This window comes from Haloarcula sp. Atlit-7R (assembly GCF_003666065.1).
Taxonomy (GTDB): Archaea; Halobacteriota; Halobacteria; order Halobacteriales; family Haloarculaceae; genus Haloarcula; species Haloarcula taiwanensis.
Genome location: NZ_QXIK01000006.1, coordinates 116,570 through 142,660 on the forward strand (window position 1 = coordinate 116,570; position 26,091 = coordinate 142,660).

The following is a 26,091-nucleotide window of genomic DNA, read 5'->3' on the forward strand; positions in this document are numbered from 1 at the left end:
ATGCTGTATCTCATCGACAAACCGATGGCGGAAATCGGGCTGCGTACCGCCGCCGGGGACCCCGAGGCACGCGTCGTGCTGATTCAGGACGGCGTCTACCTCACGCCGGATATCGACGCCTCCGTCTCAGCGGTCGCGAGAGACGTAGACGTGCGTGGCGTTTCACTCCCGCCGGACATCGACCGGATATCCTACGACGACGTGGTCGAGTGCCTCGTCGAACAGGAGGTCAAGAGCTTCGTATGAGTCTGTTCGAACGGCTCGACGAACTGGCCGCGCAGGGAGAACCGGCAGCACTCCTGACTATCGTCCGCAAGGACGGCAGCGCACCGCGAGACGTAGGGGACAAGATGATAGTCACAGGCGACGACGAGTACGGGACCATCGGAGGGGGCACGGTCGAGCATCTCGCCGTACAGGACGCCCGGTCAGTGCTTTCAGGAGCCGACGACCCCGGCGTCCGGACGTACGAACTCGAACCCGGCGGCAACACGGGAATGGTCTGTGGCGGCGAGATGGACGTGTTCATCGACCGGGTTCGCGGGCAGGCACGGCTCTATATCGCTGGCTGCGGCCACGTCGGCGTCGAACTGGCCCCGCTGGCCGAGCGACTGGGCTACGCCGTCACCGTGGTCGACGACCGCGAGGCGTACGCCGATCCGGGGCAGTTCCCCGACGAGACGGACGTAATTCACGGCGGCTACGGCGACGTGCTCGGCGACCTCCCAATGGGGACGGAGACGGCGGTGGCTGTCGCGACGCGAAGCGGGACGTTCGATCAGGAGGCCGTCGCAGCGGCGCTGGACGGTGAGGCCGGCTACGTCGGCCTCGTCGCCAGCGAGACAAAGGCCAATCACGTCCTCGACTCACTCGCCGAATCGGGCTACGCCCGTCGGGAACTCAGCCGGGTCCGAACTCCGGTTGGACTCAACCTCGGCGGGAGCGGCCCGGCCGCCGTCGCGCTCTCGATCCTCTCCGAGGTCACCATGGACCGCCACGACGCCACCGGTAAGCGGTCGACACGACTGAACCTCGACGACCTAGTCGTCGTCCGCGGCGGCGGCGACCTCGGGAGCGGCGTGGTCTATCGCCTGCAGCAGGCTGGCTTTCCGGTTATCGTCACAGAGGTCGAACAGCCAACGGTAGTCCGGCGGGCAGTCGCCTTCGGCGCTGCACTGTACGAAGACGAAGTGACGGTCGAGGGACTCACTGGCCGGGCAGCAGCGGACATCGACGAGGCGCTTGAACTGCTTGCCGACGATGTCGTCCCGGTCCTCGTCGACCCTGAGGCGGCCGTCGCCGACGAACTCAACGCTGCAGTCCTCGTCGATGCTATCATGGCGAAAGGGACGTTCGACACCGGCACGCGACGGGGAGACGCCGACGTAGTGATTGGGATGGGACCCGGTTTCGAGGCCGGCGAGGACGTGGACGCGGTCGTCGAGACCGACCGCAGGCACGAGCTCGGCCGGGTGTTCTACGAGGGGGCAGCGAGCGAGTACGACGGCGAGCCCGGCGAGCGGCGCGGCTACACCCACGAGCGGGTGCTCCGTGCACCGACCGACGGTGAGTGGACCCCCACGGTCGCCATCGGCGATACTGTCACAGCCGGCGATGTGGTCGGCACGGTCGGTGAACTGCCGGTCGAGACAGAGATAGACGGGCTGGTTCGCGGCCTCGTTCACGACGGCCTCAGCGTCAGTGAGGGCACTAAGCTCGGCGACGTCGATCCCCGTGGCGAGTCTGTCGACCCAACGAAGATTTCCGACAAGGCACTGTGTCTCGGCGGTGGGGTGCTGGAGGCAGTGCTCCGGTTGCGGTAGCAGGCTCCTACTTGACGTTATGAACGAACTTCTTCGATAGTCGGGTCGTCAATCGTGACGCCGCGTCCGGCCGTAACGCGGCCGACAGCTCGATAGAACACGCCGGCGTCGTCGAACGCCGATTCGACGGCAGCAGTCGCAGCCGGTGGGACGGAGACGAACAGGCCGCCGCTTGTCTCCGCGCTCTCTCCGTCAGTTAGCCCGTATCCGAAAAGCGTCGAGAGACCGGGCGTTCCTGCGATGACCGGGAGGTGCGTCAGTTCGATACCGACATTCGAGCGGGCGGCCATCACGCGGCTCTGGCCGGCGAGGCCGAAGCCGGTAATGTCGGTTGCGGCGGTTGCATATTCGCGGCACGCGACCATTGCGTCCCGGTTCGTAGTCGTCATCCACGCGATGGCTTCCGAAGCAATACTGTCGAGCGGGCGCTCAGCGGCGTCGGTGACTATCTCAACGAACTGCTCGTCGGTTACGCGGGTCGCCCCCATCGCCGGTTGCGTCCCGAGCGGTTTGGTCAGGTAGAGTCGGTCGCCGGGGCTAGCCCCGTGTGAAGTGAGCAGGGCGTCGGGTCGTGCTGTCGCCGAAATCGCTCCGCCGGCGAAGGGCCACGGACTCATGATGGTGTGGCCACCAGCGATGACGCCGTCCATCGTGTCCAGCGCGTCAGCCATGCCGGCGAGGATGGGCGCTGCGCTCTCGGTTACGTCTCGCGGGAGGCCGAGAGTGACCAGACAGTCGATGTTCTCGACCGCACCTGTAGCGAACGCATCGCTAGCGGCATTACAAGCGGCGATACGACCGAAGTCGTACGGGTCGTCGACGATAGGTGTGAAGAAATCCACCGTCGAAACCAACGCGATATCGTCGGTAAGTTTCCGGGCAGCGGCGTCCTCGCCGATGCCGAACAGCAACGAGTCGTTCTCACCGGTGAGGCCGGCATCGGCGAGCAGCGAATCGAGGTCGCTCTGGCCGACTTTGCAGGAACAGCCGTGGAGTTCCGTGTACTCCGTCAGGCGCGTCGTCTCGTCGTCCGCAGTCGGAGCGTCGGTTCCCACACTCAGGCCTCCGATAGCGACGCCATCTCGGTCACCCGGAGTTCGAGTTCGAACTCGTCGGACTCGCCAGCGGTCTCCGCTGTCGTCACGTCGATACCGTGCGTCGTACACATCCTCCGGAGGTTCTCTTCAGCGGGGGGGTAATCGCCCCGCACGACGAGCGTCTCACCGGTATCGAGATCCGAAAGCGCCTGCCGGACGATAAGCGCCGGACGGGGACAGATTTCACCACGAACGTCTACGCGAGCCATACCGGTACGTGTGTCATCATGTCACAAAAACACTATCGCCGCCACATACCGTTGCCCCGGTAAGCTATTTGTGTGTCTTCCGCGGAGCGACCGTATGCATCTGGCTGCTGCGCTGGGCTTGGGGTCCAGCGCCGCTGTCGCTTTTGTCGGGGCCGGCGGAAAGAAAACCGCGATGGGACAGTTGACGGTGGAGGGCACCGACGAGAGGTACGACGTGGGCTACACGACGACAACGGCGATGCCACCGCCGTCTGACCTGCCGCTGACGCTCATCGATCCGGACGCGTGGCGCGCTGACCTCGAAGCACACGACCCACCAATTGCCGTCGCTCGCGAGGAAGTACCCGACCCGGCGCGAGTTGACCGGAAGGTTCGCGGATTGGAGGCGAGTGTAGTAGAACAACTATCCAGTGTTGGACTGTTCGACTGGCTCCTCATCAAGGCTGACGGGGCACGCAGGCGAGAGTTCAAAGCACCTGGAGATGGGGAGCCAGTCGTCCCGAGCACGGCCAGCCACGTCGTCCCGGTCGCCTCGGTCACCGCCGTCGGTGAACCGCTGACGACGGATGTGGTCCATCGGCCGGAGCGGGTCGCGGACATCACCGATATCAATGTTGGCGAGACGATCACGCCAGACGCTGTCGGAACAGTGCTCACACATCCCGACGGTGGCCTCCGAAACGCGCCAGCCGGGGCGTCTGTGATACCGTTAATCAACAAAGCGGATACCGAGCCACAGCAGCGGACCGCCAGAGACGTACTCACGTACTCGCTTTCACAGACGAAGCGGTGTTCTCAGGGCGTCATCACGTCGTTCACCTCCGATATCTGTGAAGTCGTCTCAGAAGCAGATCTGCAAGAGGCAGAGAGCGATGGCTGACTTCGTGGAAACAGCCAGTCTCGGTTCGAGAGGAAGGTAAGCATGAACTGTCAGGACCATCCCGGAGTCGGCGGTGTTATCCTCGCCGCTGGTCGGAGCGCACGGTATGGACCGGGTAACAAATTGCTGGCGACTATCGACGGAACAGCGGTCGTCCGACAGGTGGCCGAAACCGCCAGCCAGTCATCATTGACGGACGTTGTCGCCGTCCTCGGCTACGAGGACGAGGCTGTCGCTGAGGCGCTCGATGGACTCTCGCTGTCCCACCGCCACAACAGCGATTACGCGGCAGGCCAGAGTGCATCAGTTCGACACGGCGTCGAGTTCGCCCGTTCGGCCGACTGGGACGCCGCCCTGTTCCTGCTTGGCGATATGCCGTTCGTACGCGTCGAAACCATCGAGACACTTATCGAAACGTACCGTACAGGCTCGGCAAGCATTGTCGTTCCCAAATACGATGGGCAGCGGGGTAATCCGGTGCTTTTCGACGGCTGCCACTTCGATGCCCTCGCCTCGGTCTCCGGCGACCGCGGTGGCCGAGACGTCATCGAAGCCAACGAGGAGACAGCGTTCATCGATGTTGCGGACCCTGGCATCCACTGGGATATCGACACTGCTGCAGACCGTGCCGAGTTCACCGACCGCCGCGACGGCCTGTGAATTTAAGATGCTGATGATGGAACTCCAGATTGATGAAACGGATACTCAGCACGACCGATGCTCCCGATGCGGTCGGCGCGTACAGTCAGGCAACGACGAACGGCTCGCTCGTGTTCACCGCGGGCCAGGTTCCGATGACGCCCGACGGCGACCTGCTCGACGACGAACCGATAGCGACACAGGCCGAACAGGCGCTATCGAACGTCGAAGCGGTGCTGGCTTCCGAGGGGCTTACAATGAGCGATGTGTTGAAGGTGACCGTCTATCTCGACGATATCGACGATTTCGAGGCGATGAACGACACATATGCCGGCTTCTTCGACGACGCGCCGCCGGCCCGGAGCGCAGTTGAGGTCGCTAACCTGCCAAAGGGTGTCGGCGTCGAAATCGAAGCCATCGCAACGAGCGAGTAAGGGCACCCGCCGAGGGCCACTCAGGGCTTCTGTTCCTGTGCGGACTTGCGCTCGTCTTCGAGGTCCATCTCCAGCCCCATCGTCGAGGCCCGAGAGCGGACGGCGTCGGCGTCGATAGTCGTTACGTCACCGTGTTCCATGAGGACGTTCCCGTCGACCATCGTGAACCGAACGTCGTCGCCGTGTGCCGCAAACACCAGATGGGAGAGCACGTCGTGCAGCGGCGTCGCGCGCGTGAAGTCCGTATCGAGACCGACGATGTCAGCGCGCCATCCCTCCCGAATCGCGCCGAGTTCCTCGAACCCAGCGGCTTTCGCGCCGTTTCGCGTCGCCATCTCGAAGATTTCTGCCGCCGGCGTCACCGTCGGGTCCAGCTGGTCGACTTTCTGGAGGAGACTCGCCTGTCGCATCTCGGTGAATGCGTCGAGCGTGTTGTTACAGGGCGGGCCGTCGTTGCCGATAGCGACGTTGATACCGCGGTCGCGATAGTCCCAGACGGGCGCGATGCCGCTGGCGAGTTTCATGTTTGATGACGGGCAGTGTGTGACGTGGGTTCCCGTCTCAGCGAGGACTTCGCGCTCGCTCTCGTCGGTCCAGACACAGTGCGCAAGGACCACATCCTCGCCGGTGAGTCCCACCTCGTCGAGCCAGTGGATGTTGCGCATCCCGGTATCCTCTTTCACCGTCTCGATTTCGCTCTGATTCTCACTGGCGTGGGTGTGGATGCGGACGCCGTCGTATTTATCCGCCAGTTCGCGCACGCCCCGGAGACAGGCCTCACTGCAGGAGACGGCAAAACGCGGGGTGACGGCGTACCGGATCCGGTCGTTGTAGGCACCGTGATACTGCTGAATGAGTCGCTCGGATTCGTCCAGTGCGGCCTGTGTCTCCTCTAGCAGGCCGTCCGGTGAGCGCTGGTCCATCAGCACCTTACCGAGCACGCCACGAATACCGATCTCGCCCGCTGCTTCGAAAGCGCGGTCCGCGTGTGCGACCGAGAGGTGGTCGATACAGGTCGTGGTCCCGCTTTCGATCATTTCCAGATAGCCAAGTTTCGCCGCGACCTCCATCTCCGCAGCGGTCAGGGAGGCTTCCATCGGCAGAATGTAGTCGAACAGCCAGTCGAGCAGTTCCGTGTCGTCGGCGATGCCGCGGCCGAGACTCTGTACGGAGTGGATATGGCCGCCGACGAGTCCCGGCAACAACACGTCGTAGGACTGGTGTTCGTGATCGGCGTACTGCGATTCGAGTTCGGCCCGTAAACCAACAGCCTCGATACGGTCCCCGGAGACGACGACCGCCCCGTCCTGCAGGACAGTCTCGGAATCTGCAACGACAGTCCCAGTGAGTAGCATACGTTCTGCAAGACGGTCTCTGTATAAAGAAGGTCCTCATATAGGGGCGACCACCGAGTGCAGACAAGCCGGGCACAGACGTGTGGCACTCCGTGTGTCGCGTGTGGTTCGCGGTGGTCTCACGTTTTCGGGCCGTTTCGTGTCCGTTTCTCACGGGTGATGTATCTGGTGAGTCGGGTCTGGGTACGAAACGAATCCACGCTGGCAAGTCGCTGAACGAGTCGAGTGTTTGTCTCGTACTGCTCAGTAAACAGTTCGGGATACTCAGACAGTAGCCTGTCGCCGGTGTCGATTATCTCCTGGGGGTCGGCCTGCATGGGTGTGAGAATCGCGGAGTATAGCTGTTAACTGCTTTGCTCACAGACGTACCACGGCGTGTCTCATACTGTTGGCCATCCCTCTTGCGGGAGATTTGCGGCCTCCGGGGTGGCGCAATACATCACAGGCCGACGGATGAAAGTGTCAGGTATCCATCGACGGCTTTGGCGGCGTGTGTCGCTTGTGGCGCGTGCTGGCACACCACTGAATCGTACGCTCGACGACAGATTCGCTAACACCGACTTTGTCGGCCACCATCGACGCGGAATAGTCTCTATCAATCGCGAAGTGGAGGATGCTATCGAGAGCTTGCTGGTCTATGCCCAGTTCCGCGGCATCGGTTGCACCAGTGTCTTTCACCGGATGTGTGGACTGGTTGAGGAGGTCCGATGGGACCGCAAGTGCAGCAGCCAGGGACTCGATCTCAGTCCGATAGAGATCGCCAAACAGTGAGAGATCCACGCCGTTCTCGCCGTGTTTCGCAACGGAGCCCAGCAGCCGGTCAGTCCGTGAGACCGTCCCGACGACCAGCTCATTTTTGCTGTTTGCGACGTAGTACTTACACGCCATTCGGACGCGCTCGCTGGCGTTTTGCATCGCCACGAGGTCGTCGGTCGGCTCACCGGTCTCACCGACGGCTCGTTGGAACGCCGTAAGCACTGGCTGCAGATGGATTCGGTGACAGTCGATGTCAAGCAGCGACGCGACGGTTTCAGCCGTCCGGGCAGGTCCTTCGTCGCTTAACTGTACCGGCATCACGAGTCCAGTCACGTGTTCGGCCCCGATGCCGTCGACGGCCAATGCCGCCGCAACCGCCGATTCGACACTGCCGTCAAGGGGCACGACAAGTCCATTGGCCTCCGCGTCGATGAGCTTCTTTTCCAGAAACGCTGGGAGAATCCCCTGTATCCGTCTCGTCGCTGCCGTCGACGTCGCCAATCCGTGTTGCTCACGCGGGAGTTTGAGCGTACGAGGGTGCGTTGATTTACTCACTGCTACGCTCCCGCCTCCGACAGACACACGGAGATGCGACTAACGAAACGCCTGCATCCAACCGGCCTAATCATACTGTGACGTAGGTCACTGGTACGGTATAACTGTTGTCGACAAACGTCATGGGTGTCTTCGGAAGCCTCGATATTCCTTATATCCGACGAGAGAATATCCACTAGGATACCGAGAATGCTACTCAGTGTCGAACCCGTCCGGGTATATGAGTTGAGATGCGCTACACGGTACTCAGAGTGTTGTACAGAGTGCAGATCCCGGATCGGGCGAAGAGGGGGCCTTTCGGAGAGGGCGCTCATCTCGGCTCCCGCCAGACCAGTTCTGAAAGCTATAGTAGCCATTGGAAATCAATACACACCTGATCGCACGATGGCAGTGCGAAGTGTGTAAATCGTTTCAGTGTTACTATAGACCAGATCCACTGGCAATGAGCTAAGACAGGTACCGCGCGGTTCGCTACGTCGTGAGTTCGGTCGTTTCGATGGACTTATCGGTAACAACCAGCTCTCGGTTGACAATCCAGTCGACGAGCGTACTGCTGTCAAGTTGGTCCGAGATGACACCACCGTCCGCAGTGTAGCGTCTGATTTTGTAGGAGTCCATCGCGTTCCGGTTCTCGGTGACAGCTTCGACAGCTTCGATTCGCTCGTCAGTCACAGTGTTGCGATACGTGACGCCGGGAACAAAGCTGACGGTCGGGACAGCAGTCGGACAATCCCAGTCGAACTGCTTGTGGTACTGGTCGAACTGCCAGACAAGACGGGCAGCGGAAGGCTCTGTTTCGACCGTCTCAGTAGTTGCCGTCTTCAGTGTCCGGTCCCAGTAGTCCATCACGCAGGATTTGAGATCCGCCCCGAGCTGTCCCTCGATCATCTTTTGTTCGATTGGATACTGCAACTCGATAGCTACGATGGCTTGGCTGTCAAGGTGGGTAAGACACCGCTGGCACTCCATCTCAAACACAGAAAGGCCAAGCGGCCGCTCGGCTGTGAGATGGACGAGTTCGTTCCCGCAGTTTGGACACCACAGGAACAACACATCGTCGTGACTCCCAGTCAGTTCCGCCAGCACAGTCAGGTCATCGAACGCTTTGTCGATGTCCGCATCCTGTGACTGGGCGGACTCGCCTATCGCAGTATTGGAGTCCTCGTCCGCGTACTTCGCGATTTTGCGGTCTTTCAGTATTGTTTTGATAACCGAATCGTACGATGAATGCGACTCCGCGTCCCGTATCTTTCTCAGCTTTTCTTTTGTCCAGTCTTTTACCCGTATGCTCGCCATTTAGCGGAAAAGTATGCCAAACACCCATAGTTCCTTTGTATAATTGTCCTAAAACTTGAGTTACACCTAGGAGTGTCCAGTCGTTTCTCAGACAACAGCGGTGTGCAGCCGAGCAAGAGACTGGGCGTCGATAATGAGATTCAAGGGCGAGAGAACTCAGTCAGCCGACGCCGCTTTCTCGTTCGCAACAGACCACTGTGTCGGGTCGATCTCGCGTCCGTCGAACGCAGTGTATTCCGGGTACGCAGTGAATACTAGATACTCGGTGCCCTGCCGCAAGTACTCGATGAGGGTGTGCAGATTGTCATCATCGAGACCACCCAGCCCGTCAACGAGCATGAGCGGGACAGTGTCGCTAACGTCGAACGACTGGCGGCCGGCCAGCGCTGCTACAAAGCCGATCAGTTCGAGTTCCCCCTCGCTGAGGGCATCTAAGCTCGCTTCCTGGCCGTCGCGAGCGACCACGATATCGAAGTCAGCGGTGAGGCGAGCCGTTTCGAACCCCGTCCCAAATCGGGAGAGGATGTCCTGCATCGCGGTGTCGAACGCTTCCCGTGACTCACGCTTGGTTCGGTCTTTCCGGTTTCGAAGTTCCGCGAGGTCGTCCCGGAGCGATTCAAGCTCAGTCTCGAGCGTGTCGACGCGGGCCGCTCTCGTTTCGAGCTGCGCCAGCTCGTCGGCAGTGTCTTCGAGCTCAGCCTCGCGGTACTTGATCTCACTTTCGACATCCGAAAGCTCCGCCACAGCCGCATCAACGTGGTCGGAAAGCCGCTCTACGTCCTCTTGAGCCTGTTCAAGCCTGTTTCTGGCTGTATCGAGGCTCTGTTTCCGGTCGGCCAGCGTCGTTTTCAACTCAGCGATATCTTCCTCTAGATCGGCCTTTCGCCGGCGAGCCTGACTAATTTCCTCGCGCTGTGTTTCCAGTTCCTCGACAGTATCTCGGTAGGTCTCCTTCTGTGCGCGAAGCGCTGTGAGTTCGCTTCCGATTGTGTCCAGTTGGTCAGCCAAATCTGCTCGTGTGGTCTCACTGCCGCAGGTCCAACAGGCGACGGTGTCCCCGGCGATATCCCGCTCCACCTCGGCCAGCAAGTCGAGCCGGTCTTCGCTGAGTACCATCTCGGTGGCCGAGTACACAGACTGGAGCACCTCAGCGTCGCGCTCCACCTCCGAGAGCCGTTCCCGCGCCTCCGAGAGCCTGTCTTCAATATCATCGTACTCCGGGATTTCGAGGGCGTCGAGGGCGTCTTTGCGGTCAGAGAGACGCTGTTCCGTCCGCTCGATACTTTGCTCCAGTCGTTCGACGCGGTTCTTGGCCTGATTCTGTTCAGTCCGTGCTTGACTGAGCTGTCGGCGCACGGACTCAGAGCTGTCGTCGCTTCCCGCCTCGTCGTCGATTGTCTCGCGTCTGGCCCGCAGGTCTTCGATTTCGTCTTCCAGTCGTGTCACTTTCTCCTGAACGCTTGGAATCCGCTTTTTCGCTTCGCGAGCCTGCGTGAGTTCCGTTTCAATCTGTTCGCGCTCCCGCTGTAACGTCTCGATCTGTGAGTCGATATTCTGGAAGTCGAGCGGCCGCAACAGCACGTCCTCCAAGTTCTCTCCTGCTCGGACGGCACGGCGGACCTCGTTTCGTTCGTCCAGGCACGCAAACAGTTCAGCGCGGATCACGTCGTACTCGTCACTGAGATACGGTTCACCCCGTCGGACCACGGTACCGTTCTCACGGCTGAGCGTCACATCGTAGGCACCGGTTGGCGTTTCGAGATGCACCGCACCGTCATCCGCCCCTTCAGTCAGTTCAGTAGAAGTGCCAAGGGCCGTCTTGATAGATTCGATGAAGCTCGATTTCCCCTGCCAGTTTGAGCCACGGACAACATTCAGTCCCGGTTCTATCGTCGCCGATCCGTCGAGTATCCCCGCGATTCGTTCGATTTCGATGGTCCAGCTCATGAGTTGTGTGCTGACAGGTTCGCGCTCCGGTGTTGCTTGCAGACGTACCCACGCTCAAGTGCGACAGCAAACGGAACACGGGTCGGACAATCCGGGCATCCGAGTTGTATCTGAGCCTCTATCTCCGCGGTGTCACCGCCGTCGATATCGCCCTTCTTCGCGAGCGAAGACAATGCTGTTTCGGCCTTCTGTTCGGCGACAGTTTTGGCCGTTGCCACACTTTCGCGCTCCCAGTTCTTTGTTGCCTCCCGGGGCTCTTTTTCCCCGTCGAGGCACTCGTTGAGATGCGTCCGCATCGTCCCCCACGAGACCATGTCATTGCGGATCGATGCACCCGGAATGCCAGTCGCCTGGAGTCGCTCTATCAGTTCGTCTCGTTGCAGATCGTCTTTGCCCCGTAATGTCTCGTAGTCACTGTCTATGCGGGTATCGAGGGCGTCACGCCCGTGTTCAGTGTAGACTTGTTTAAGAAGTCGTTTGTTGAACCACGCTGTCAACGACCGATACCCCATTTCGGTTCGGTCATCAGCACCAGTCCAGCGTGCGAGCAGCCCATCGTCGAGGGAGTCATAGACGGGGTCTGCCGACGCCAACGCGTACTTGTCGATGACCGCGTCTACTTTGCAACCGGAGTCAGCAGCCATTGTCCAGTTGTTCCGGCCTGCTCAGTAATAGTTTTTGACGGCGCGTGGCCACAGTCTGCTGTGCGTCGACGCTCCATATAAATAGATACACCCTGAGTGTGTGATTTTGACACTGAGATACAAAAATAAAGACGGAGTTTGTCTGCCAGCCACCATAAATGTAATATATGTGTTATGTATTCGGTAATAAATTTTACCTGATGTGTTAGCGGCACTAGTACACGTCCGCAATACGCGATACCGTATTCGTTTTTCAGTCACCTTCCGCAGAAAGGCTGTATTGAAGACAGACCACCACTCACCGGAAATGGATAATGAAAGGGTACTTTGAGTCTTCCAAGATTTCCAGACAGAGACCGGTCTGAGAGGAGAGGTCGACTAGAGCCACTGGTGCGAAAGTTGTCGTATCCATACACATTCTAAACGATAAGAACTATTCATTTACTTGTCAGGAGCCGACTTTTCCAAGAGAGACAGCTGCTAGCAGACGTAGAATCATGGCGGCGTTGTAACCAAGTCAAACGTTTATACCCTCTGTCTCGTAATTGATGTAGTATGCGGAAGTTGGCCGGTGAAACCGGGCCGGCATCAGCGGACAGTGGGACGGTCGCTTCGAGAATCAAGGTACTGTTAGTCGATGACTACGGGGAGTTCCGGCGGACGACAGCGGAGCTGCTGGAACACGAAAACGACCGTATCGATGTCATCGAGGCCGCAAGTGTCGAGGATGCACTCAGCTACTTCGATTCCGAGTCGATCGACTGCATCGTCAGTGACTACGAGATGCCCGAGACTGACGGGATTGAGTTCGTAGAGACGGTGCGACAGTCTAACGGAGACCTCCCGTTTATTCTGTTGACAGGCCAAGGGAGCGAGAAACTCGCCAGCGAAGCGGTTTCCGCTGGCGTCACTGATTACTTCGTCAAAGGTGGCGGTCCGGAGCAATACGCAGTGCTCACGAACAGAATCGAGAACGCGGTCGAGTCATACCGGTTCCGCCGAGAAACTGCGCGGCTATCACGGATTAACTCACTGTTCCGGGAGATTAATCGGCAGGTACTACGGGCCTCTACAGCAGAGGAAATCAAAGAAGCCGTCTGTGAGATTCTTACCAGTTCGGACGCCTACCAGTTCGCCTGGATTGGCGAGAAGGACGAATCGGGTGATATCGTCCCCACTGCGGGCGGTGGGGACGCCTTCGAATACGTCGAAGCAATGCTCTCTAAATACGGCCGCTCGGCGTTCGACGACGGGCCGTTCGGCCACGCTATCGAAACCGGCGAACATCAGGTGATGTCCGACATCCGGGTCGAATCGTCGGGCCAGCCCTGGCGCGAGCTCGCATCGGAGTACGGTTTCCGATCGATGATCGTCCTCCCGATCCAGTACACGGGATCAGTGCCGAGTGTCATTTCGATATACGCGGACACACCATACGCTTTTGACGAGGCGGAGCAGACCGTGCTGTCAGAGCTTGCGGAAATCGTCGCTGACGGGCTCCATTCAACAGCCACGCGTGCCGAGCTCGAAATGCGCGAAGAGGTCCTGCGGACGATTACCGAAGTGTTCACCACGCGAGAAGGGGCGCTACGAGAACAGATAGCTGAACTCATGCAAGTGGGCCGCAGCGTACTGGGAACCGAGTATGCGACGCTGTCGCAGATCAATGGGATGGAATACGGTTTCGAAGTACTTCAGACACCTGACGAAACGATCTTTTCGGGAGGGACCATTCCGTTGTCAGAAACGCCCTGTGCGAAGGTTATTACGAGAGAAGAGACAGTCGTGATGACAGATGTCAATGCCGAATGTGGCGGCAGTGGTCGAGACCACATATGGGACGGCGAAGTCAATCGGTACCTCGGGACGCCACTCACTGTTGGCGAGAGTATCTACGGGACGCTCTGTTTCTACGGATCTGGGGGCAGCGGAACTGGGTTCTCAGACTGGGACGTGACACTCGTAGACCTGCTGAGCAAGTGGGTCGGAAACGAACTACAGACACAGCGGGCGGAGATGGGCTTTACGCAGTTGTACGAAACGGCAACGGACCTCTTGGGTGTGACATCAGAAGAGGAAGCCGCGAAAATCGTCGTCTCCCGGGCGCGCGATATCATCGGGCTCCCCGAGGTTGTGCTGTATACGTTCGACAGCGATACGAACGCTTTCCGCCCGCTTGCGGCCACGGATACCGAAGGGCACAGAGCGATTCCGGCGGACGACGATAGCCCTGTGAGTTCGGCCTTTTTCGCCGAAGAAACGATAGTACGTGACGAGGAGTCGACCGGTGATGCGAATGAACAGGCCATAGCTGACGGGAAAGCCGTGTTCGTCCCGCTGGGGGACCACGGCGTCCTTCGGGCAGGTGACACCACCGGCGGCGTGTTCGATACCCAGACGCACCGGATTACAGAGCTCCTCGGAGCGACGATTCGAACGGCGTTCGATAGGCTAACCTACGAGACGGAACTCGAAGACAGGCAGCGCGATCTTGAGCAACAGACGGTTCAGCTTGAGCAGATGAATCGGTTGACGGAGCTAAGCCAGAAAATTCACGAGCGAGTGCTCAGGGCAGACAGTCGCTCCGAAATAGAGCAAGCGGTGTGTGATCAGTTGGTCGCGTCAGACATCTGTTCGTTTGCCTGGATCGGCGAATACGAATCCGATAACGATCGAGTCACACCACGGACGTGGGCAGGAACCGACCGTGGTTTTTTGCAAGAATCCCGCACGCCCTCGAATGAGACGCCGCCTCCACCAGCAGTCCAGACAGCCCGGACTAATGAACAGACGCTGAACAACAACATCGCGGACGGCCTCAGGGGCAAAGGGTGGCAACGACGGCTACTGGAACGAGGGTTCCAGTCAGTCGTCAGTATTCCACTTAGCTATCAGCAACTCTCCTACGGCATCCTGACCGTATACGCGAAAACGCCGGACACTTTCGATCTGCCGACACAGTCGGTACTCGAAGAGGTGAGTGAGACCGTCGGATACGCCATTAATAGTATTGAAACGAAGCAAGGGCTCGTCGCAGATCGGGCCGTCGAACTCCAGTTGGAAGCAACGGAGTCCGACGATATCATTCATCGGATCGCGGGCATCGCCGATGCAGAGGTCACATTCGAGGGTATCGTTCCACAGGGAGAGACCAGCTGTATCGTGTTTTTCAGCACTGACGCTTCCCCCGATGACCTACAAGCGTGTTTGGACACCCTCCCCCGACTTGAGCGGTTAGAGTGTTTGACTGATACAGAAGACAGGAGGTTGTTCGAGGCAGCAGTATCGGGAACACAGCTTGCACTGACAGTCGCCGAGCAGGGAGGGGCCCCGCAGTTACTCCGGTCCGACGGTGAGACGCTAGAGATACAGCTTGAGGTCCCACAGACTGTCGATATTCGCCAGCTCATAGCCGAATTACGGCGTTCGTGTCCAGATATCGAGCTCGTGAGCCGTCACAAGCGGGAACGTGGTGTCCAGACCCGCGAGTCATTCCACTCGGAGCTGACGGCACAGCTAACCACCCGACAGTTCGAGGTCCTGCTTGCAGCCTACTATAGCGGGTTCTATCAATCTCCCCGAGACAAGACCGGACAGGAGATCGCCGATACACTCGATATATCACAACCAACGTTTAGCCATCATCTTCGGGTCGCTGTCCGGAAACTACTCGAACAATTGTTTAGCGAAGGTGGAACGACCCAGCATTTAGATAGTTAGCGTCTGTAATTTCAGTTTGCTAGTCTGATAGAGTATATGCTGATACGGTAGCACGTCCATACAAGGAATAATGAGTCTGGAGTGGAACGAGACAGAAACTGTCTTCTGGGCAAACCAGTACGAATCACCGAGTGAAGCGATTGTGACCGCGATAGCAGCCAAAGAATCCGTCACAGAAACGAGCCTCCCGCCGTTATATAATCAGATCGACCCGGATGCCCTCGACGCGCTCGTCACAGGGCGGTCCAACGACGATATACAGATCAGTTTCACATACAGTGGGTACACCGTTCGGATCCGAGACAGCGAGACAATCGAAATCACGCCCACGTAGCTGGCTGGCAACTTCCTACTGTTCCTTCAGCGAGTACATAACCAGTGTCGTATATCCCCGATATATTATTAATAGGATACTACGTAATTTCTGTCTGCTCTCGGTAGAATCTGATAGTGCAGTTCTAATATTTATATATGTATTAATAGAAGCAGATCCAGGGTCTGGTAGTGTGAATCAGAGGGGTGTCTCAACCGAGCACAAACTTACCGTACGGCGCTTTCGCCTTCATACTTACATGTTATCTATACTCAATTTTTGTGATTGCGGCGTGTAGTATAGCGAATACGTCCACATCACAGGTACAGAGATTATATGCTGACTGTGGCCAGTCAGTGACGGACAGAATCCTAGTACGTCATACAAGTAGCTATTTCTTACTGAGGAATTAGAGGGTAACGGGGGTGTAACAAAACGGTACCCCGGGTTTCGTGTATATATGTCGCTCTCGCGGCCTGAACATAAACCAATGCAGCAAGAGAGGTTATGAGCGCACCGATGGCAGAAGAAGAACAAGAGCTCTCGCGCGACCAAATATTCGATATCCTCAGCAGTTCTAGGCGTCGATACACACTTTATTATTTGCGCCAACAGATGGAACCAGTACAGCTGACCGATTTAGCTGAGGAATTGGCCGCGTGGGAAAACGATACAACCGTTGAAGAACTCTCCTCGCAGGCCCGAAAGCGGGTGTACGTTTCGCTGTATCAGACCCATGCTCCGAAGCTGCAAGAGGCAGGGCTAATAACTTATGACGCCGATACGGGTGAGATAGCTCTTCGAGAGGATGCGCCGGAAGTTGAACCGTTCATCAGCAATGGCGATGACGAGTCAAAGTGGTATCAGTACTATGGCGCTGTAGCTTTCTTGAATGCCGTTTTGGTTATAGCAGCGATCGTCGGTGTGCCTCTGCTCAGTGCCGTTAATCCGTTAGTCATCGGACTAGTCGTCATCAGTTCATTTCTCGTGCTTTCTATTGCTCACGCGGTCTCCATGCGCCTAAGAAAAAACAATAAAACCTTCGACATCGGTGAGCCGTGAACGGAACTGTAGGCTGATCAAAAAGACACCCCCCCAAGGGTGTGTTATTCTTCGTCGTCGGCCGCACTGTCCGGCAGTAACTGATCAGGCGACCGCTTGTACATCGGAGTGCTCGCGAATTCCGAGATCCGTTCCATTTCGCTGTCGGAGATATGTTCCGGCATACACCGCTACCTGTAACTGTTACAGTTTAGTAATTGAGTTCATATTTGAGGTAGTCAGCTTCTTCTAGACGGTTGTCAGTTGTCGATGTCCAGAGCATATTTGCATCGGGCTTTCGGAAGTTAGTTATAAGTATCTGAATTCTGTGATCACTGTGAGCGCTTGTCCAGATGTTGGCTGGGGGAGTGGTCATACATATATTAGTAAGGCTGTAATATCTGTTCGTCAGTTACGATTTCGGGTGTCAGCCGCGCCTGGTCTGGTAGATATCAGTGACTTTCTCATGACTTGATTTTAATTTGAAGAGGACGGTAGTGCCTCAACAATTCTTCGTGGGGTCGGCGAAGCCATAGCAAAGTGTCTGACGCCAGTAGGCGTAGCTAGGGAGCTAAGACCGGAGTGAGCCGGAAAGGCGGTGTGAACGAAGCCGCTCCAGCTCACTGTCAAAGTGGAGAGAGCGTTCCGAGTCGACAGCGACTATACAGGGCACGAGCGTCCCTGAGGGGGGTGGTAAGGATTGGGCCGGTGTTGTGGGTGTCGGGTAGCTGCCCTCTCCGTTAGATTCTTACACGCAAGGGTGTATTGTTATAGTTGTGTTATTCTGGCATAGCTGAGCTTACCACCACAACGTACTAGAGCGACAGTAGCTGCTCAGATTGATCAAGTGTCAAAGCCAACGAAGGTACCCACTGACAGTATTTGAGAGGACGTTGTTGGTTTGGAGATTCAGGCGTAACGATTACAGTTAAAATAGCCCGCATGAGATTGTCAATTAGGATCCGTAGATACAGAACTATTGGTATGGATGTACAGAGAAGTTTGAGTGATCCTGTGGCTAAGTTCAGTATCCACATACGTCACAGAACAGTGTCATCCACAGTCCAAACCTAGCGAATAGCGAAGTAATTTGATCTTACTGCCGGGGACTATGAGTTTTGTCGAGTGCGAAGTCGCAGGATAGGCTGGTAAGTAACTGGGTTGTAATTTGCATAAGAATTACGTGTATAGAGACGTAATCTTTAATATAGTAATTACACCTTTCCGAGATATGCTCGATGTCAGCGCGGTAGAGAGAGAGTATAAATATCGTCTTAATATGAGATCAGGACTACTGGACCGGAGTCAGGATTCGCGGTTGACACACAAGTGTTTGAGTTTGTCAATATCAGGACATTTGAATGGAGTAACGACTGAATGATGACCTCAGAGGAGTGGGAGGACGTAGCAACAGACCCGGACTGGGAATCGGACCTAGGTTACGAGATGGAAGAACTCACTGTTGTCAAATCTTCTACAGATTCACAGTTGATATTTTTGCCAGAGCACGAGTCACAACTTGGTGAAGAAGAGTTCATTGTTATTCATTCGGACTCACTTCGAGATTTACGCCGATAGCTGAACGGCGCTGGTGACCGAAAGGATGTGCGGTTTGCTTACATGTGATAAGCTCTGATTAGTAGCAGCATTACAATGTGGCATCTGGGAAAGCGTGTGAGTGATGAAAGCAGTAGTCCTCGCAGCTGGGAGGGGAACACGACTCCAGCCACTGACTGATAACCTTCCAAAAGCGTTAGTCAAGGTAAACGGAGAGCCGCTTTTGACACACTGTCTTGACGAACTCGTTTCACTTGATGCGGACGAGTTTGTTATCGTCGTCGGATATCGCCAAGAGCAGATTATCGACTACTACGGGAACTCGTACGATGGAGTCCCGATAACGTATGTTCATCAGGAAGAGCCTGCTGGGCTAGCACACGCTTTATTACAGGCCGAACAAGAAATTGAGAATGATTTTATGCTGATGCTGGGAGACAATGTGTTTCGAGGAAACCTCGACACAGTCGTGCAACGACAACGGGAGCAACGCGTCGACTGCGCATTTCTGGTGGAAGAGGTCCCGGAGAACGAGGCGTCTCGGTATGGCGTTTGCGTGACGAATAAATACGGTGAGATAACCGATGTGGTAGAAAAGCCGGACGACCCTCCATCTAATCTGGTCATGACCGGCTTTTACACGTTTTCTCCAGCAATATTCAAAGCATGTCGCCTGGTTCAGCCCTCTGATCGGGGCGAGTACGAGCTCAGCGATGCCATTGATTTGCTGATGGACAGCGGAAGAACCATCGACGCCGTTCGTCTTAAGGGATGGCGTATCGACGTTGGATATCCTGAAGACAGAGATGCTGCAGAACAGCGTCTTTCAAAGGAAGCAGCCGCGCCGCCCACTAGCGGCGGGAATATCCAACAATAGCTCCACGTCTAAAGCGCTCCCAAATCACCGTTGTGTTGGTCCCGGTGAGCCGATGGCGAATTGTATGTGATTCGACTCATTGTTTTCGGGCGCCAAATTCAATGATCCAATTTCTGTGGCTTCTCAGTAGTGCCCAAGCTAGAACATCGTACACCACAGCTATTCATACGGGAACTGCTATTGGAAGCACCGTTCAGATTATCGGCCAACAGCACGCGCTAGCAGTAATATAACAAAACAGGAGGGGTGTATTAGCGTAGCTATGTGCGCTAGCTGGGTCCGACAGTTTGTGGGTGTGTTCGTCGTCTGGCTATCGACGACGCTGGGAGGTATGATGTTTATTGGTCGTTGGAACCCGTTATTGTATTACTTGCTCAGCTATGCGGGGTTTCTCTTTGCAGTTGAGCTCAGTAAACCAGATGGCCCTAGGCCGAAGAATCACAGGCGACTACGCTGGGTTTCCATGAGTGGGTTTGTGGTGTTTGTTTACGGGGTTGTATCGTGGGTACAGGCAGTTATTGCAACCATGCCGGCGTAGGCCAAACTCACGAATGTCGTTCCTAATAGTGACAGGTAGACTATACTAATATATTGAAGGCGATATCAACTTCATAGAAGGATTACATGGTATCAGTCAGCGTTGTCATCGCGACACTGAAGCCGCGGGATGAGATTGAAGCAATTCAGTGCCTCGAGCAACAGGCATTCGACGACTTCGAGGTTATCGTCTGCGATGAGAGCCCAGTAACCAGAGCACGGAATGAAGGGATCAGACGTGCCTCAAGCGACAAAATCGTGTTTCTCGATGATGATTCACGAGTCCGACCGGGATATCTTCAAAAAGCCAACGAAGTACTCGAAACAGAGGCGGCCTACGCCGGTCGAACCATTCACCCAGCAGATGATGTATTTGCCCGACATTTCACCGGTCATTACGATTGGGGAGACGATGCGTGCTACGTCAGACACTTCTGGGGGTGTAACATGGGCGTTCACAGGGACGTATTCAGGACCGTCGGTGGGTGGGACGAACAGATGGGGTGGGGTCACGAAGAAAAAGAACTTGCCAGGCGAGTCAGCAGCAAGTTTGATATTCTCTACGATCCCGAACTCATTGTCGATCATCCGTACGCGTCTTCTATTACCGAATACTGGCGGAAGCAGTATAAACTCGAAACGAAGAGTCCATACTACTGGTCAAAGTGTAACATCTCGCGGGCTGATCAACTAAAGAATATTTCCTGTGAAGCATTTGACCCACTGAATTACATCAGAATAACGCCAACAGCTACCGTGGTAGAGGCGGGGAGTACCGTTGCGAAGACAGCTGGGCGTCTTCGAGGGTTCCTTAGTCACCCCCAGCAAGAAGCGGATAGGGGCGAGGTACCAGAGATTGATCGGCCTTCACAGTCCGCAGACCCGTCAGAATAATCTTAGACTGATTCCGTCAGTGCTGGATTGGGGCAACCTGACAGCTACTGCAGCGATTCTATCCGTGGACAAAGTCGGAGGAGATTCTGTGTTAGTCACTCGCCGAAGCCATGTTCACCATATCCATCCTCACCGTATCCACGATAGAATAGCTCCCGCTTCACAAGCACTGCAGTGATAAACGAGAGACCAGTCGCGACGAGGGCAAGAACGGTCCGCCGGGTGGCCTGCTCCGACTCCATGGTCTTGGTCTCATCATCTGAAGGCATCAGTACCGTGGAATAGTCCTTCTTGCTCCTGTAGCTACGCTATGTCGGCGGCTATTTTGATCCATCGTTATCAGGAATCCAATGACGGGGCGCGTTTTAGTAAACAGGCCATACTGTCAGTCATGCTGTAGCATATCCTGCTGTTGATCGCCATGTGGTTTGGACAGGGGCCTAGCTACCACGTATATAGAGGGCACAGAAAGTAAACGCCGACTTGCGGCTGTCGTCGTATGTGTACTTGAGAGGGGAGAGTCAAGTCACGACCGAACATCTACGTAGTTGCTGATATGAGTGTTCTGATTGGGAGTCCGGCAAGTCCGAGTTAGTAGTCATATAACCACACCGTGCGTGTTCCAAAACCCCATGAGATGGGTGCGTACTGATACAGAGTTTCAGATATGGACCCAGTCGTATTAAGAGAGCGGCCGGTTGTTGCAGACTGCCAGAGTTAGCAGTACGAGGTTACTACTATTGGGGCTACTGTCCCACTCTCAACCGATGACGTACACTGTCGCAGTCATTGGGACTGGCGCAGATCCGGACGACCCGGATACCGACGGGTTCGCAATGGCATACAGACATGCAGGCGCGTACAGGCGGCTAGGTTCGTGTGAAATTACCGCATGTGCCGACGTCGTCCCGGAAAATGCCAAGAACTTCGGTGAACGATGGAATCTCCCAGACGGAAACATCTACACAGATACTGAAAAGATGCTCGCTGCTGTCGAACCCGACATCGTCAGTGTCTGTGTTCCGCCCCATATCCATGCACCTGTCGTGATGACGTGTGCTGATAGCGGGGTAATGGACGCGATCCACTGCGAAAAGCCAATGGCAACGAGATGGGAGGACTGTCAGACAATGGTGTCGGCCTGTAAGCGGGCCGGCATCCAACTCACGTTCAATCATCAACGGCGATTCGGGAAGCCCTTCCGGAAGGCCAAGTCGCTGCTTGAAAACGGAAAGATAGGCTCATTAGAGCGAATTGAACTTGGTGGAAAAAATCTGTTCGACTACGGGTCACACCTGTTTGACCTCTGTGGGTATTTCACTGATCAAGCAATGTCGAAGTGGGTGATGGCTGGGATCGAATACAGCGAGGAAAACGTACAGTTCGGGGCCCACAACGAGAATCAGGCTATCGCGCAATGGCGGTATACAAACGGTGTCAACGGGCTTGCATCGACAGGGGACGGTGGCATTGTCGACAGTCATATGCGACTGCTTGGTACAGACGGAGTAATAGAAATCGGCGGCGAGGTTCCCCTACGGCTCCGGACCGGGAAAAGCTGGACAACAATCGACACTGATGGAGAGGATGTGCATGGGCCCAACGAAACAATATTCGACGCTGCAAAACAGAAGCTCAGCGCTCGAATACCGGGAGTCACTGTAGAGAACACAAGACCCGAAACCTATATCGACCGTGCCATTGCGGACACCGTCGACGCACTTGCCACAGGCCGTGAACCCGAGCTTTCAGCAGACAATGCACTGCAGGCGACAGAGCTGATATTCGGGTGCTGGGAATCCGCTCGCCGGTGTGGGCGAGTCGATTTCCCGCTGGAGATCGACGATAACCCGCTGGAGTCGATGGTTGAAAGTGGACAAGTCCTCACCGCTGACAATCAGTAAACCCCAGTACACTCGACCAGTTGCAACCAAGAGGGGGTCGTCAGGAGACGCCCTGATAGTTCAGCGGTGTCGCAGTTATCCCGTTCATAACAAACAGAGGGTATCCAAAGTGTGTAGCAACGGAGAGTCTATGCAGGCACAGCAATGTAGAGTATTACGTCGGCAGAACACATTTCAGTTTAGCAGAGTGGCTCGACACAGACGTTACGAGGAGTTTGGACGACGATGCTAGATAAACTAAAACGGCTGATAAAGCGACTGCTCCCTGCCAGTGACGATGTCATGGAACAGGCTGTCAAAAGTGGCGTTTGGGTCGGCGTCATGAACGTCACTGAACGGGGGTTAGAGTTGCTGTTGCTAGTCATCGTCGCTTCACTGTTGTCCCCACGTGCATTCGGGTTGATGGGAATCGCGCTGTTGACGCTATCCTCACTCAAGAAATTCTCGGAGTTGGGCATCAAGTCTGCTCTGATACAGGCCGAGGAGGACAATGTCGACGACGAACTCAACACGGCTTGGACAATTGAGACAGCGAGAGGGACGGTAATTGGCGTAATCCTGTTCCTTGGGGCACCGTTTATAGCTTCGTTATTTAACCAACCTGCGGCGACCGACCTATTTCGGGTCATCGCCCTTTCGCCGTTTATTGTTGGGTTACAAAACCCTGCTGTCGTCTATTTTCAGAAGAGTCTAGATTTCCACAAAGAGTTCGTCTACAGAGTCAGCGGTGCGGTGGCATACTTCGTCGTCACCGTGGGTCTAGCTCTGTATGATCCAACCGTCTATGCACTGGCAATCGGATTCATCGCCGGCGACGCCGCCCGGTTTCTCGTCTCGTATATCGCAGACGGATACCGGCCATGGCCGTCGTTTGACCTCGATGTTGCAAAAAAGCGGTACAGTTTCGGGAAGTGGGTTACGGCCAATTCGATCCTCTATTTCCTGTACAGTAGAGGGGATGATGCGTTTGTCGGCTGGGCGCTCATGGCGAGTGCACTAGGGTTTTATCAGCTTGCCTACCGGCTTTCGAACGCGCCGGCGACCGAAATCACACAGACAATCTCCAGTGTGACGTTTTCGGCCTATTCGAAGGTACAGAACGATGTCGAGAAGCTCCGATCCGGATATCTCCAGACGCTCAGGATGACCACTCTGGCCTCGTTCCCAGCAGCTATGGGTATCGCGGCGGTCGCACCCGCATTCGTCGAAGCATTCTTCACCCCAGAGTGGCGACCGATGATCCCCGTAATGCAGTTGCTAGCTATCTATGGGCTACTGCGTTCGATGGGTGCGACGATGGGGCCAGTCTGGAAAGCGGTCGGACGGCCAGACTATATTGCTAAACTCTCCGCTGTACGTGTGACTCTCATTGCGATATTCATCTATCCAGCCACAATGATGTACGGAATCGAGGGGACCGCGGCCCTCATTACGGGCGTCTACATCTTCCCGATGATGCCGATAGACACCTATCTTATTTCCCGGACAGTTGAGGCGTCTCCAGTTCGAGTGCTCAGGGAGGTCTCGTATCCACTGGCAGCAAGTCTCGGGATGGCAGCTGCGGTGACCTACGTCTATCAGACAGTGACTCTCAACGCGCCGGTATTGGAGTTTATTCTGATGGTTCTGGTCGGTATCGGAGTCTATGTGGCCCTGGCTCTGGCTCTCATGTTTAGTTTCAATTGGGAAGTCAAGCAGAACCTCGAATCCATATTCGATACGTTGGCGTGATCAAAATGAAACAGGTAATCCAGATCAATTGGCTCGGCGAACGGAAAGGTAAAGCGCGATGAAGCGTCGAACAGTACTTGCTGGTGTCCTCCCGTTCTTACAGGGTGGGCGCTGGTTAGATCAGCTGTTGCTCGTTAATCAAGGTGAGATCGTTCAAAAGCGGTTCGTCGGCATTGCAGAGGGGGAGACGACTGAAATCGCCTCCATTGACAATGACGAGACAACCGTTTCGTCAAAGCACGAGGGTCAGCTTGGGCAATTACCCGAAAAAATATCGACGGCGGTCGCAACTTCGCTGCGGGAAACATACGACTCTGTACAATTCCAAGTCACAGTCGACCACGCTGACGGTGCTATCAACATGTTCAGCCGGACCGGATCGGTAGAGTACCGGGCGTCAAGAACGCTGTACAACGGAGTTACAGTGGGCGACCACATTTCGTTTCAAACATCTCTCCTGAACAGAGACACCATCATCTCGTTGTCGTGTCTGGCAAAGGAAGAAGAGTCGCTACAGCGTCGGTGCCGGGTTGACATCGAAGACCCGACCGGATAACGACAGGAGCGTTCGGCGTCACCCCCGGGTCGTGGACACTGCACAGCGAGGACGAGTCGGGGGCGGCCTATCGCATTTGGATTGGGAGCGGGCCCGGGATTACGGTAGCAAAGTGAGCCGGTTTTAGACGGTATAACAATACGTCCGACAGCGGTCCCACAAGTCAGAGATGTACACGCTGGAGTCTTTGAAACGTGGCCTCGATGAACCACACAAGATTTTCCAGGAGGTCAACCGCCTCTACTATCGCCGACTGCGGACGTGGCCGTACAACCGCGACGGCATCGACGTCTTTGCTAGGGACTGGGACCACCTCCTCATTCTGGATGCGTGTCGCTACGACATGTTCAAGGAGCAGAGCTCGCTTCCCGGGACACTGGAGTCAGTAGAATCGAGGGCCTCCGACACAAAGGAATTCCTCAAAGCGAACTTTCACGGGCGCAAGTTCCTCGATACGGTGTACGTAACGGGAAGCCCGATGTTGCACAGGCATCGAGACAAGGTAGAGACGCGGTTTCACGACATCGTCGACGTGTGGAGGGAGGACGGCTGGGACGAGGAGTACCGGACGGTCCTCCCAGAAACGATGACCGAAGCCGCGATACAGGCGAAAGAGCGGTACCCCAACAAGCGACTGCTGGTCCACTACCTCCAGCCACACTACCCGTTCCTCGGGCCGACCGGACAGGAAAATTTCGACCTAGACAGGCTTAATTTCGAGTGGTACAAGCTCCTCAGCGGCGAAATAGACGTCTCCGACGAGGTCGTCAAGCGTGCGTTCAGGGAGAACCTCGACGTGGTGTTGCCCGAGGTTGAGCGGCTCTTCGACGAGTTTTCGGGGAAGACGGTCGTCACCGCTGACCACGGGCAGGTCATCGGTGAGCGGAGTTTTCCGGTGCCGATAAGGGAGTATGGACACCCGGGTGGGGTGTACGCCGACGGGCTGGTCACGGTCCCGTGGCTGACATACGAGCGCGGCGATCGCCCAGAAATCACTTCTGAGAATCTCGCCGGTTCCGACACGTCCGAACAGGACGAAGAGACCGCCCGCGAGCGACTCGGGCATCTCGGCTACGTGAACTGACTCGAGACCAGGTCGCGTCGTCGCCGGACCGGAACCACGCGACTGAGGCCCGGTAAGCGAGTCGGGAACTGAGGTCGCCAGCGTTACACTCTGCCGCATCTTGCTGTTAATACCTTCTTACTTCTGGTCCTGCTCGGCAATATCGGCTGGCGTTCGATAGTTTTACTGTCATTTTTGTTTGTAATTTTCTTTTAATAATGATATGCAAGATAGATTGCATGGGTGGCAAGTACTTCAAAAGC

The 26,091-nt window shown here is 56.2% G+C and carries 24 protein-coding genes; 15 read left to right on the forward strand and 9 right to left on the reverse strand.

The genetic code is table 11. The annotated features are described in order from the left end of the window. Complete coding sequence (locus tag D3D01_RS13715; protein WP_101351689.1) at window positions 1–246, forward strand: DsrH/TusB family sulfur metabolism protein; 246 nt, start codon at window positions 1–3, stop codon at window positions 244–246. Continuing rightward, on the forward strand, window positions 243–1,823 hold the full coding sequence (gene yqeB / locus D3D01_RS13720; protein WP_121512558.1) for a selenium-dependent molybdenum cofactor biosynthesis protein YqeB: 1,581 nt from the start codon (window positions 243–245) through the stop codon (window positions 1,821–1,823). Before D3D01_RS13715 ends, yqeB begins: the two co-directional genes overlap by 4 nt. A gap of 17 nt (window positions 1,824–1,840) precedes the next feature. On the opposite strand, the gene selD is transcribed toward yqeB, so the two are convergent. Together selD and D3D01_RS13730 are read right to left on the reverse strand one after the other, a co-directional pair. Then, complete coding sequence (gene selD, locus D3D01_RS13725) at window positions 1,841–2,878, reverse strand: selenide, water dikinase SelD (protein ID WP_101351687.1); 1,038 nt, start codon at window positions 2,876–2,878, stop codon at window positions 1,841–1,843. A gap of 2 nt (window positions 2,879–2,880) precedes the next feature. Further along, window positions 2,881–3,129, reverse strand: coding sequence for a sulfurtransferase TusA family protein (locus D3D01_RS13730; RefSeq protein ID WP_011222658.1), 249 nt, complete (start codon window positions 3,127–3,129; stop codon window positions 2,881–2,883). 94 nt (window positions 3,130–3,223) lie between these two features. Here D3D01_RS13730 and yqeC point away from each other — a divergent pair, with 94 nt between their 5' ends. From yqeC to D3D01_RS13745, 3 genes are read left to right on the forward strand one after another with little or no spacing between them, the layout of a single operon-like run. Then, window positions 3,224–4,009: a selenium cofactor biosynthesis protein YqeC gene (gene yqeC / locus D3D01_RS13735; protein WP_121512559.1), complete on the forward strand. Its 786-nt coding sequence runs from the start codon at window positions 3,224–3,226 to the stop codon at window positions 4,007–4,009. A gap of 42 nt (window positions 4,010–4,051) precedes the next feature. Next, window positions 4,052–4,669, forward strand: coding sequence for a nucleotidyltransferase family protein (locus D3D01_RS13740; RefSeq protein WP_101351685.1), 618 nt, complete (start codon window positions 4,052–4,054; stop codon window positions 4,667–4,669). A gap of 32 nt (window positions 4,670–4,701) precedes the next feature. After that, entirely contained in the window at window positions 4,702–5,082 is a 381-nt protein-coding gene (locus tag D3D01_RS13745) for a Rid family detoxifying hydrolase (protein ID WP_121512560.1), read from the forward strand. A gap of 20 nt (window positions 5,083–5,102) precedes the next feature. Here D3D01_RS13745 and D3D01_RS13750 read toward each other — a convergent pair whose 3' ends face one another. From D3D01_RS13750 to rdfA, 6 genes are all read right to left on the reverse strand, one after another. Continuing rightward, on the reverse strand, window positions 5,103–6,437 hold the full coding sequence (locus tag D3D01_RS13750) for a 5'-deoxyadenosine deaminase (protein ID WP_121512561.1): 1,335 nt from the start codon (window positions 6,435–6,437) through the stop codon (window positions 5,103–5,105). A gap of 119 nt (window positions 6,438–6,556) precedes the next feature. Then, complete coding sequence (locus D3D01_RS13755; RefSeq protein ID WP_101351682.1) at window positions 6,557–6,754, reverse strand: 30S ribosomal protein S17; 198 nt, start codon at window positions 6,752–6,754, stop codon at window positions 6,557–6,559. 145 nt (window positions 6,755–6,899) lie between these two features. Continuing rightward, complete coding sequence (gene nadE, locus D3D01_RS13760; RefSeq protein ID WP_199725396.1) at window positions 6,900–7,748, reverse strand: NAD(+) synthase; 849 nt, start codon at window positions 7,746–7,748, stop codon at window positions 6,900–6,902. Window positions 7,749–8,219: 471 nt separating this feature from the next. Next, complete coding sequence (locus D3D01_RS13765; protein WP_121512563.1) at window positions 8,220–9,044, reverse strand: hypothetical protein; 825 nt, start codon at window positions 9,042–9,044, stop codon at window positions 8,220–8,222. A gap of 156 nt (window positions 9,045–9,200) precedes the next feature. Further along, window positions 9,201–10,991, reverse strand: a complete 1,791-nt coding sequence (locus D3D01_RS13770) for an archaea-specific SMC-related protein (protein ID WP_121512564.1) — start codon at window positions 10,989–10,991, stop codon at window positions 9,201–9,203. Beyond that, window positions 10,988–11,635 carry a rod-determining factor RdfA gene (gene rdfA, locus D3D01_RS13775; RefSeq protein ID WP_101351678.1) on the reverse strand — a complete coding sequence of 216 codons (648 nt, stop codon included), beginning with the start codon at window positions 11,633–11,635 and terminating at the stop codon, window positions 10,988–10,990. Before rdfA ends, D3D01_RS13770 begins: the two co-directional genes overlap by 4 nt. A gap of 555 nt (window positions 11,636–12,190) precedes the next feature. Between rdfA and D3D01_RS13780 the strand changes: the two genes are divergently transcribed. The 6 genes from D3D01_RS13780 to D3D01_RS13810 all read left to right on the forward strand — a co-directional run bounded on the left by D3D01_RS13780 (window position 12,191) and on the right by D3D01_RS13810 (window position 20,574). Beyond that, entirely contained in the window at window positions 12,191–15,355 is a 3,165-nt protein-coding gene (locus tag D3D01_RS13780; protein ID WP_121512565.1) for a GAF domain-containing protein, read from the forward strand. A gap of 70 nt (window positions 15,356–15,425) precedes the next feature. After that, window positions 15,426–15,689 (forward strand): HalOD1 output domain-containing protein, encoded by a 264-nt coding sequence (locus tag D3D01_RS13785; protein WP_101351676.1) that lies wholly within the window; start codon window positions 15,426–15,428, stop codon window positions 15,687–15,689. Window positions 15,690–16,187: 498 nt separating this feature from the next. Next, complete coding sequence (locus tag D3D01_RS13790) at window positions 16,188–16,730, forward strand: hypothetical protein (RefSeq protein WP_121512566.1); 543 nt, start codon at window positions 16,188–16,190, stop codon at window positions 16,728–16,730. 1,359 nt (window positions 16,731–18,089) lie between these two features. Then, window positions 18,090–18,287 carry a hypothetical protein gene (locus D3D01_RS13795; RefSeq protein ID WP_077067820.1) on the forward strand — a complete coding sequence of 66 codons (198 nt, stop codon included), beginning with the start codon at window positions 18,090–18,092 and terminating at the stop codon, window positions 18,285–18,287. Window positions 18,288–18,390: 103 nt separating this feature from the next. Continuing rightward, a complete protein-coding gene (aglF, locus tag D3D01_RS13800; protein ID WP_121512567.1) occupies window positions 18,391–19,143 on the forward strand; it encodes a UTP--glucose-1-phosphate uridylyltransferase AglF in 753 nt (250 codons plus the stop codon). Between the two features lie 624 nt (window positions 19,144–19,767). Further along, window positions 19,768–20,574, forward strand: coding sequence for a glycosyltransferase family 2 protein (locus D3D01_RS13810; RefSeq protein WP_121512568.1), 807 nt, complete (start codon window positions 19,768–19,770; stop codon window positions 20,572–20,574). Between the two features lie 95 nt (window positions 20,575–20,669). On the opposite strand, the gene D3D01_RS24115 is transcribed toward D3D01_RS13810, so the two are convergent. Further along, window positions 20,670–20,843 carry a hypothetical protein gene (locus tag D3D01_RS24115; protein WP_199725397.1) on the reverse strand — a complete coding sequence of 58 codons (174 nt, stop codon included), beginning with the start codon at window positions 20,841–20,843 and terminating at the stop codon, window positions 20,670–20,672. 498 nt (window positions 20,844–21,341) lie between these two features. On the opposite strand from D3D01_RS24115, the gene D3D01_RS13815 reads away from it, so the two are divergent. The 4 genes from D3D01_RS13815 to D3D01_RS13830 all read left to right on the forward strand — a co-directional run bounded on the left by D3D01_RS13815 (window position 21,342) and on the right by D3D01_RS13830 (window position 25,849). Beyond that, window positions 21,342–22,478: a Gfo/Idh/MocA family protein gene (locus tag D3D01_RS13815; RefSeq protein WP_121512569.1), complete on the forward strand. Its 1,137-nt coding sequence runs from the start codon at window positions 21,342–21,344 to the stop codon at window positions 22,476–22,478. Window positions 22,479–22,703: 225 nt separating this feature from the next. Continuing rightward, complete coding sequence (locus D3D01_RS13820; RefSeq protein WP_121512570.1) at window positions 22,704–24,209, forward strand: lipopolysaccharide biosynthesis protein; 1,506 nt, start codon at window positions 22,704–22,706, stop codon at window positions 24,207–24,209. Window positions 24,210–24,267: 58 nt separating this feature from the next. Further along, the gene (locus D3D01_RS13825; RefSeq protein ID WP_121512571.1) at window positions 24,268–24,765 is read left to right on the forward strand and encodes a hypothetical protein; all 498 of its coding nucleotides are present in this window, start codon (window positions 24,268–24,270) and stop codon (window positions 24,763–24,765) included. Window positions 24,766–24,934: 169 nt separating this feature from the next. Then, complete coding sequence (locus D3D01_RS13830) at window positions 24,935–25,849, forward strand: hypothetical protein (protein ID WP_121512572.1); 915 nt, start codon at window positions 24,935–24,937, stop codon at window positions 25,847–25,849. Window positions 25,850–26,091 lie beyond the last annotated feature (242 nt).

Bases quoted from the DNA above. Each gene is read 5' to 3' on its own strand.
- D3D01_RS13815 (WP_121512569.1), top strand. From the start codon at position 21,342: ATGACGTACACTGTCGCAGTCATTGGGACTGGCGCAGATCCGGACGAC.
- D3D01_RS24115 (WP_199725397.1), bottom strand. From the start codon at position 20,843: ATGCCTTCAGATGATGAGACCAAGACCATGGAGTCGGAGCAGGCCACC.
- D3D01_RS13790 (WP_121512566.1), top strand. From the start codon at position 16,188: ATGGCAGAAGAAGAACAAGAGCTCTCGCGCGACCAAATATTCGATATC.
- D3D01_RS13755 (WP_101351682.1), bottom strand. From the start codon at position 6,754: ATGCAGGCCGACCCCCAGGAGATAATCGACACCGGCGACAGGCTACTG.
- D3D01_RS13830 (WP_121512572.1), top strand. From the start codon at position 24,935: ATGTACACGCTGGAGTCTTTGAAACGTGGCCTCGATGAACCACACAAG.
- D3D01_RS13750 (WP_121512561.1), bottom strand. From the start codon at position 6,437: ATGCTACTCACTGGGACTGTCGTTGCAGATTCCGAGACTGTCCTGCAG.
- yqeC (WP_121512559.1), top strand. From the start codon at position 3,224: ATGCATCTGGCTGCTGCGCTGGGCTTGGGGTCCAGCGCCGCTGTCGCT.
- D3D01_RS13820 (WP_121512570.1), top strand. From the start codon at position 22,704: ATGCTAGATAAACTAAAACGGCTGATAAAGCGACTGCTCCCTGCCAGT.
- D3D01_RS13780 (WP_121512565.1), top strand. From the start codon at position 12,191: ATGCGGAAGTTGGCCGGTGAAACCGGGCCGGCATCAGCGGACAGTGGG.
- yqeB (WP_121512558.1), top strand. From the start codon at position 243: ATGAGTCTGTTCGAACGGCTCGACGAACTGGCCGCGCAGGGAGAACCG.
- D3D01_RS13770 (WP_121512564.1), bottom strand. From the start codon at position 10,991: ATGAGCTGGACCATCGAAATCGAACGAATCGCGGGGATACTCGACGGA.
- rdfA (WP_101351678.1), bottom strand. From the start codon at position 11,635: ATGGCTGCTGACTCCGGTTGCAAAGTAGACGCGGTCATCGACAAGTAC.
- D3D01_RS13795 (WP_077067820.1), top strand. From the start codon at position 18,090: ATGACCTCAGAGGAGTGGGAGGACGTAGCAACAGACCCGGACTGGGAA.
- D3D01_RS13715 (WP_101351689.1), top strand. From the start codon at position 1: ATGCTGTATCTCATCGACAAACCGATGGCGGAAATCGGGCTGCGTACC.
- D3D01_RS13825 (WP_121512571.1), top strand. From the start codon at position 24,268: ATGAAGCGTCGAACAGTACTTGCTGGTGTCCTCCCGTTCTTACAGGGT.
- D3D01_RS13745 (WP_121512560.1), top strand. From the start codon at position 4,702: ATGAAACGGATACTCAGCACGACCGATGCTCCCGATGCGGTCGGCGCG.
- D3D01_RS13810 (WP_121512568.1), top strand. From the start codon at position 19,768: ATGGTATCAGTCAGCGTTGTCATCGCGACACTGAAGCCGCGGGATGAG.
- D3D01_RS13785 (WP_101351676.1), top strand. From the start codon at position 15,426: ATGAGTCTGGAGTGGAACGAGACAGAAACTGTCTTCTGGGCAAACCAG.
- aglF (WP_121512567.1), top strand. From the start codon at position 18,391: ATGAAAGCAGTAGTCCTCGCAGCTGGGAGGGGAACACGACTCCAGCCA.
- D3D01_RS13765 (WP_121512563.1), bottom strand. From the start codon at position 9,044: ATGGCGAGCATACGGGTAAAAGACTGGACAAAAGAAAAGCTGAGAAAG.
- D3D01_RS13740 (WP_101351685.1), top strand. From the start codon at position 4,052: ATGAACTGTCAGGACCATCCCGGAGTCGGCGGTGTTATCCTCGCCGCT.
- D3D01_RS13730 (WP_011222658.1), bottom strand. From the start codon at position 3,129: ATGGCTCGCGTAGACGTTCGTGGTGAAATCTGTCCCCGTCCGGCGCTT.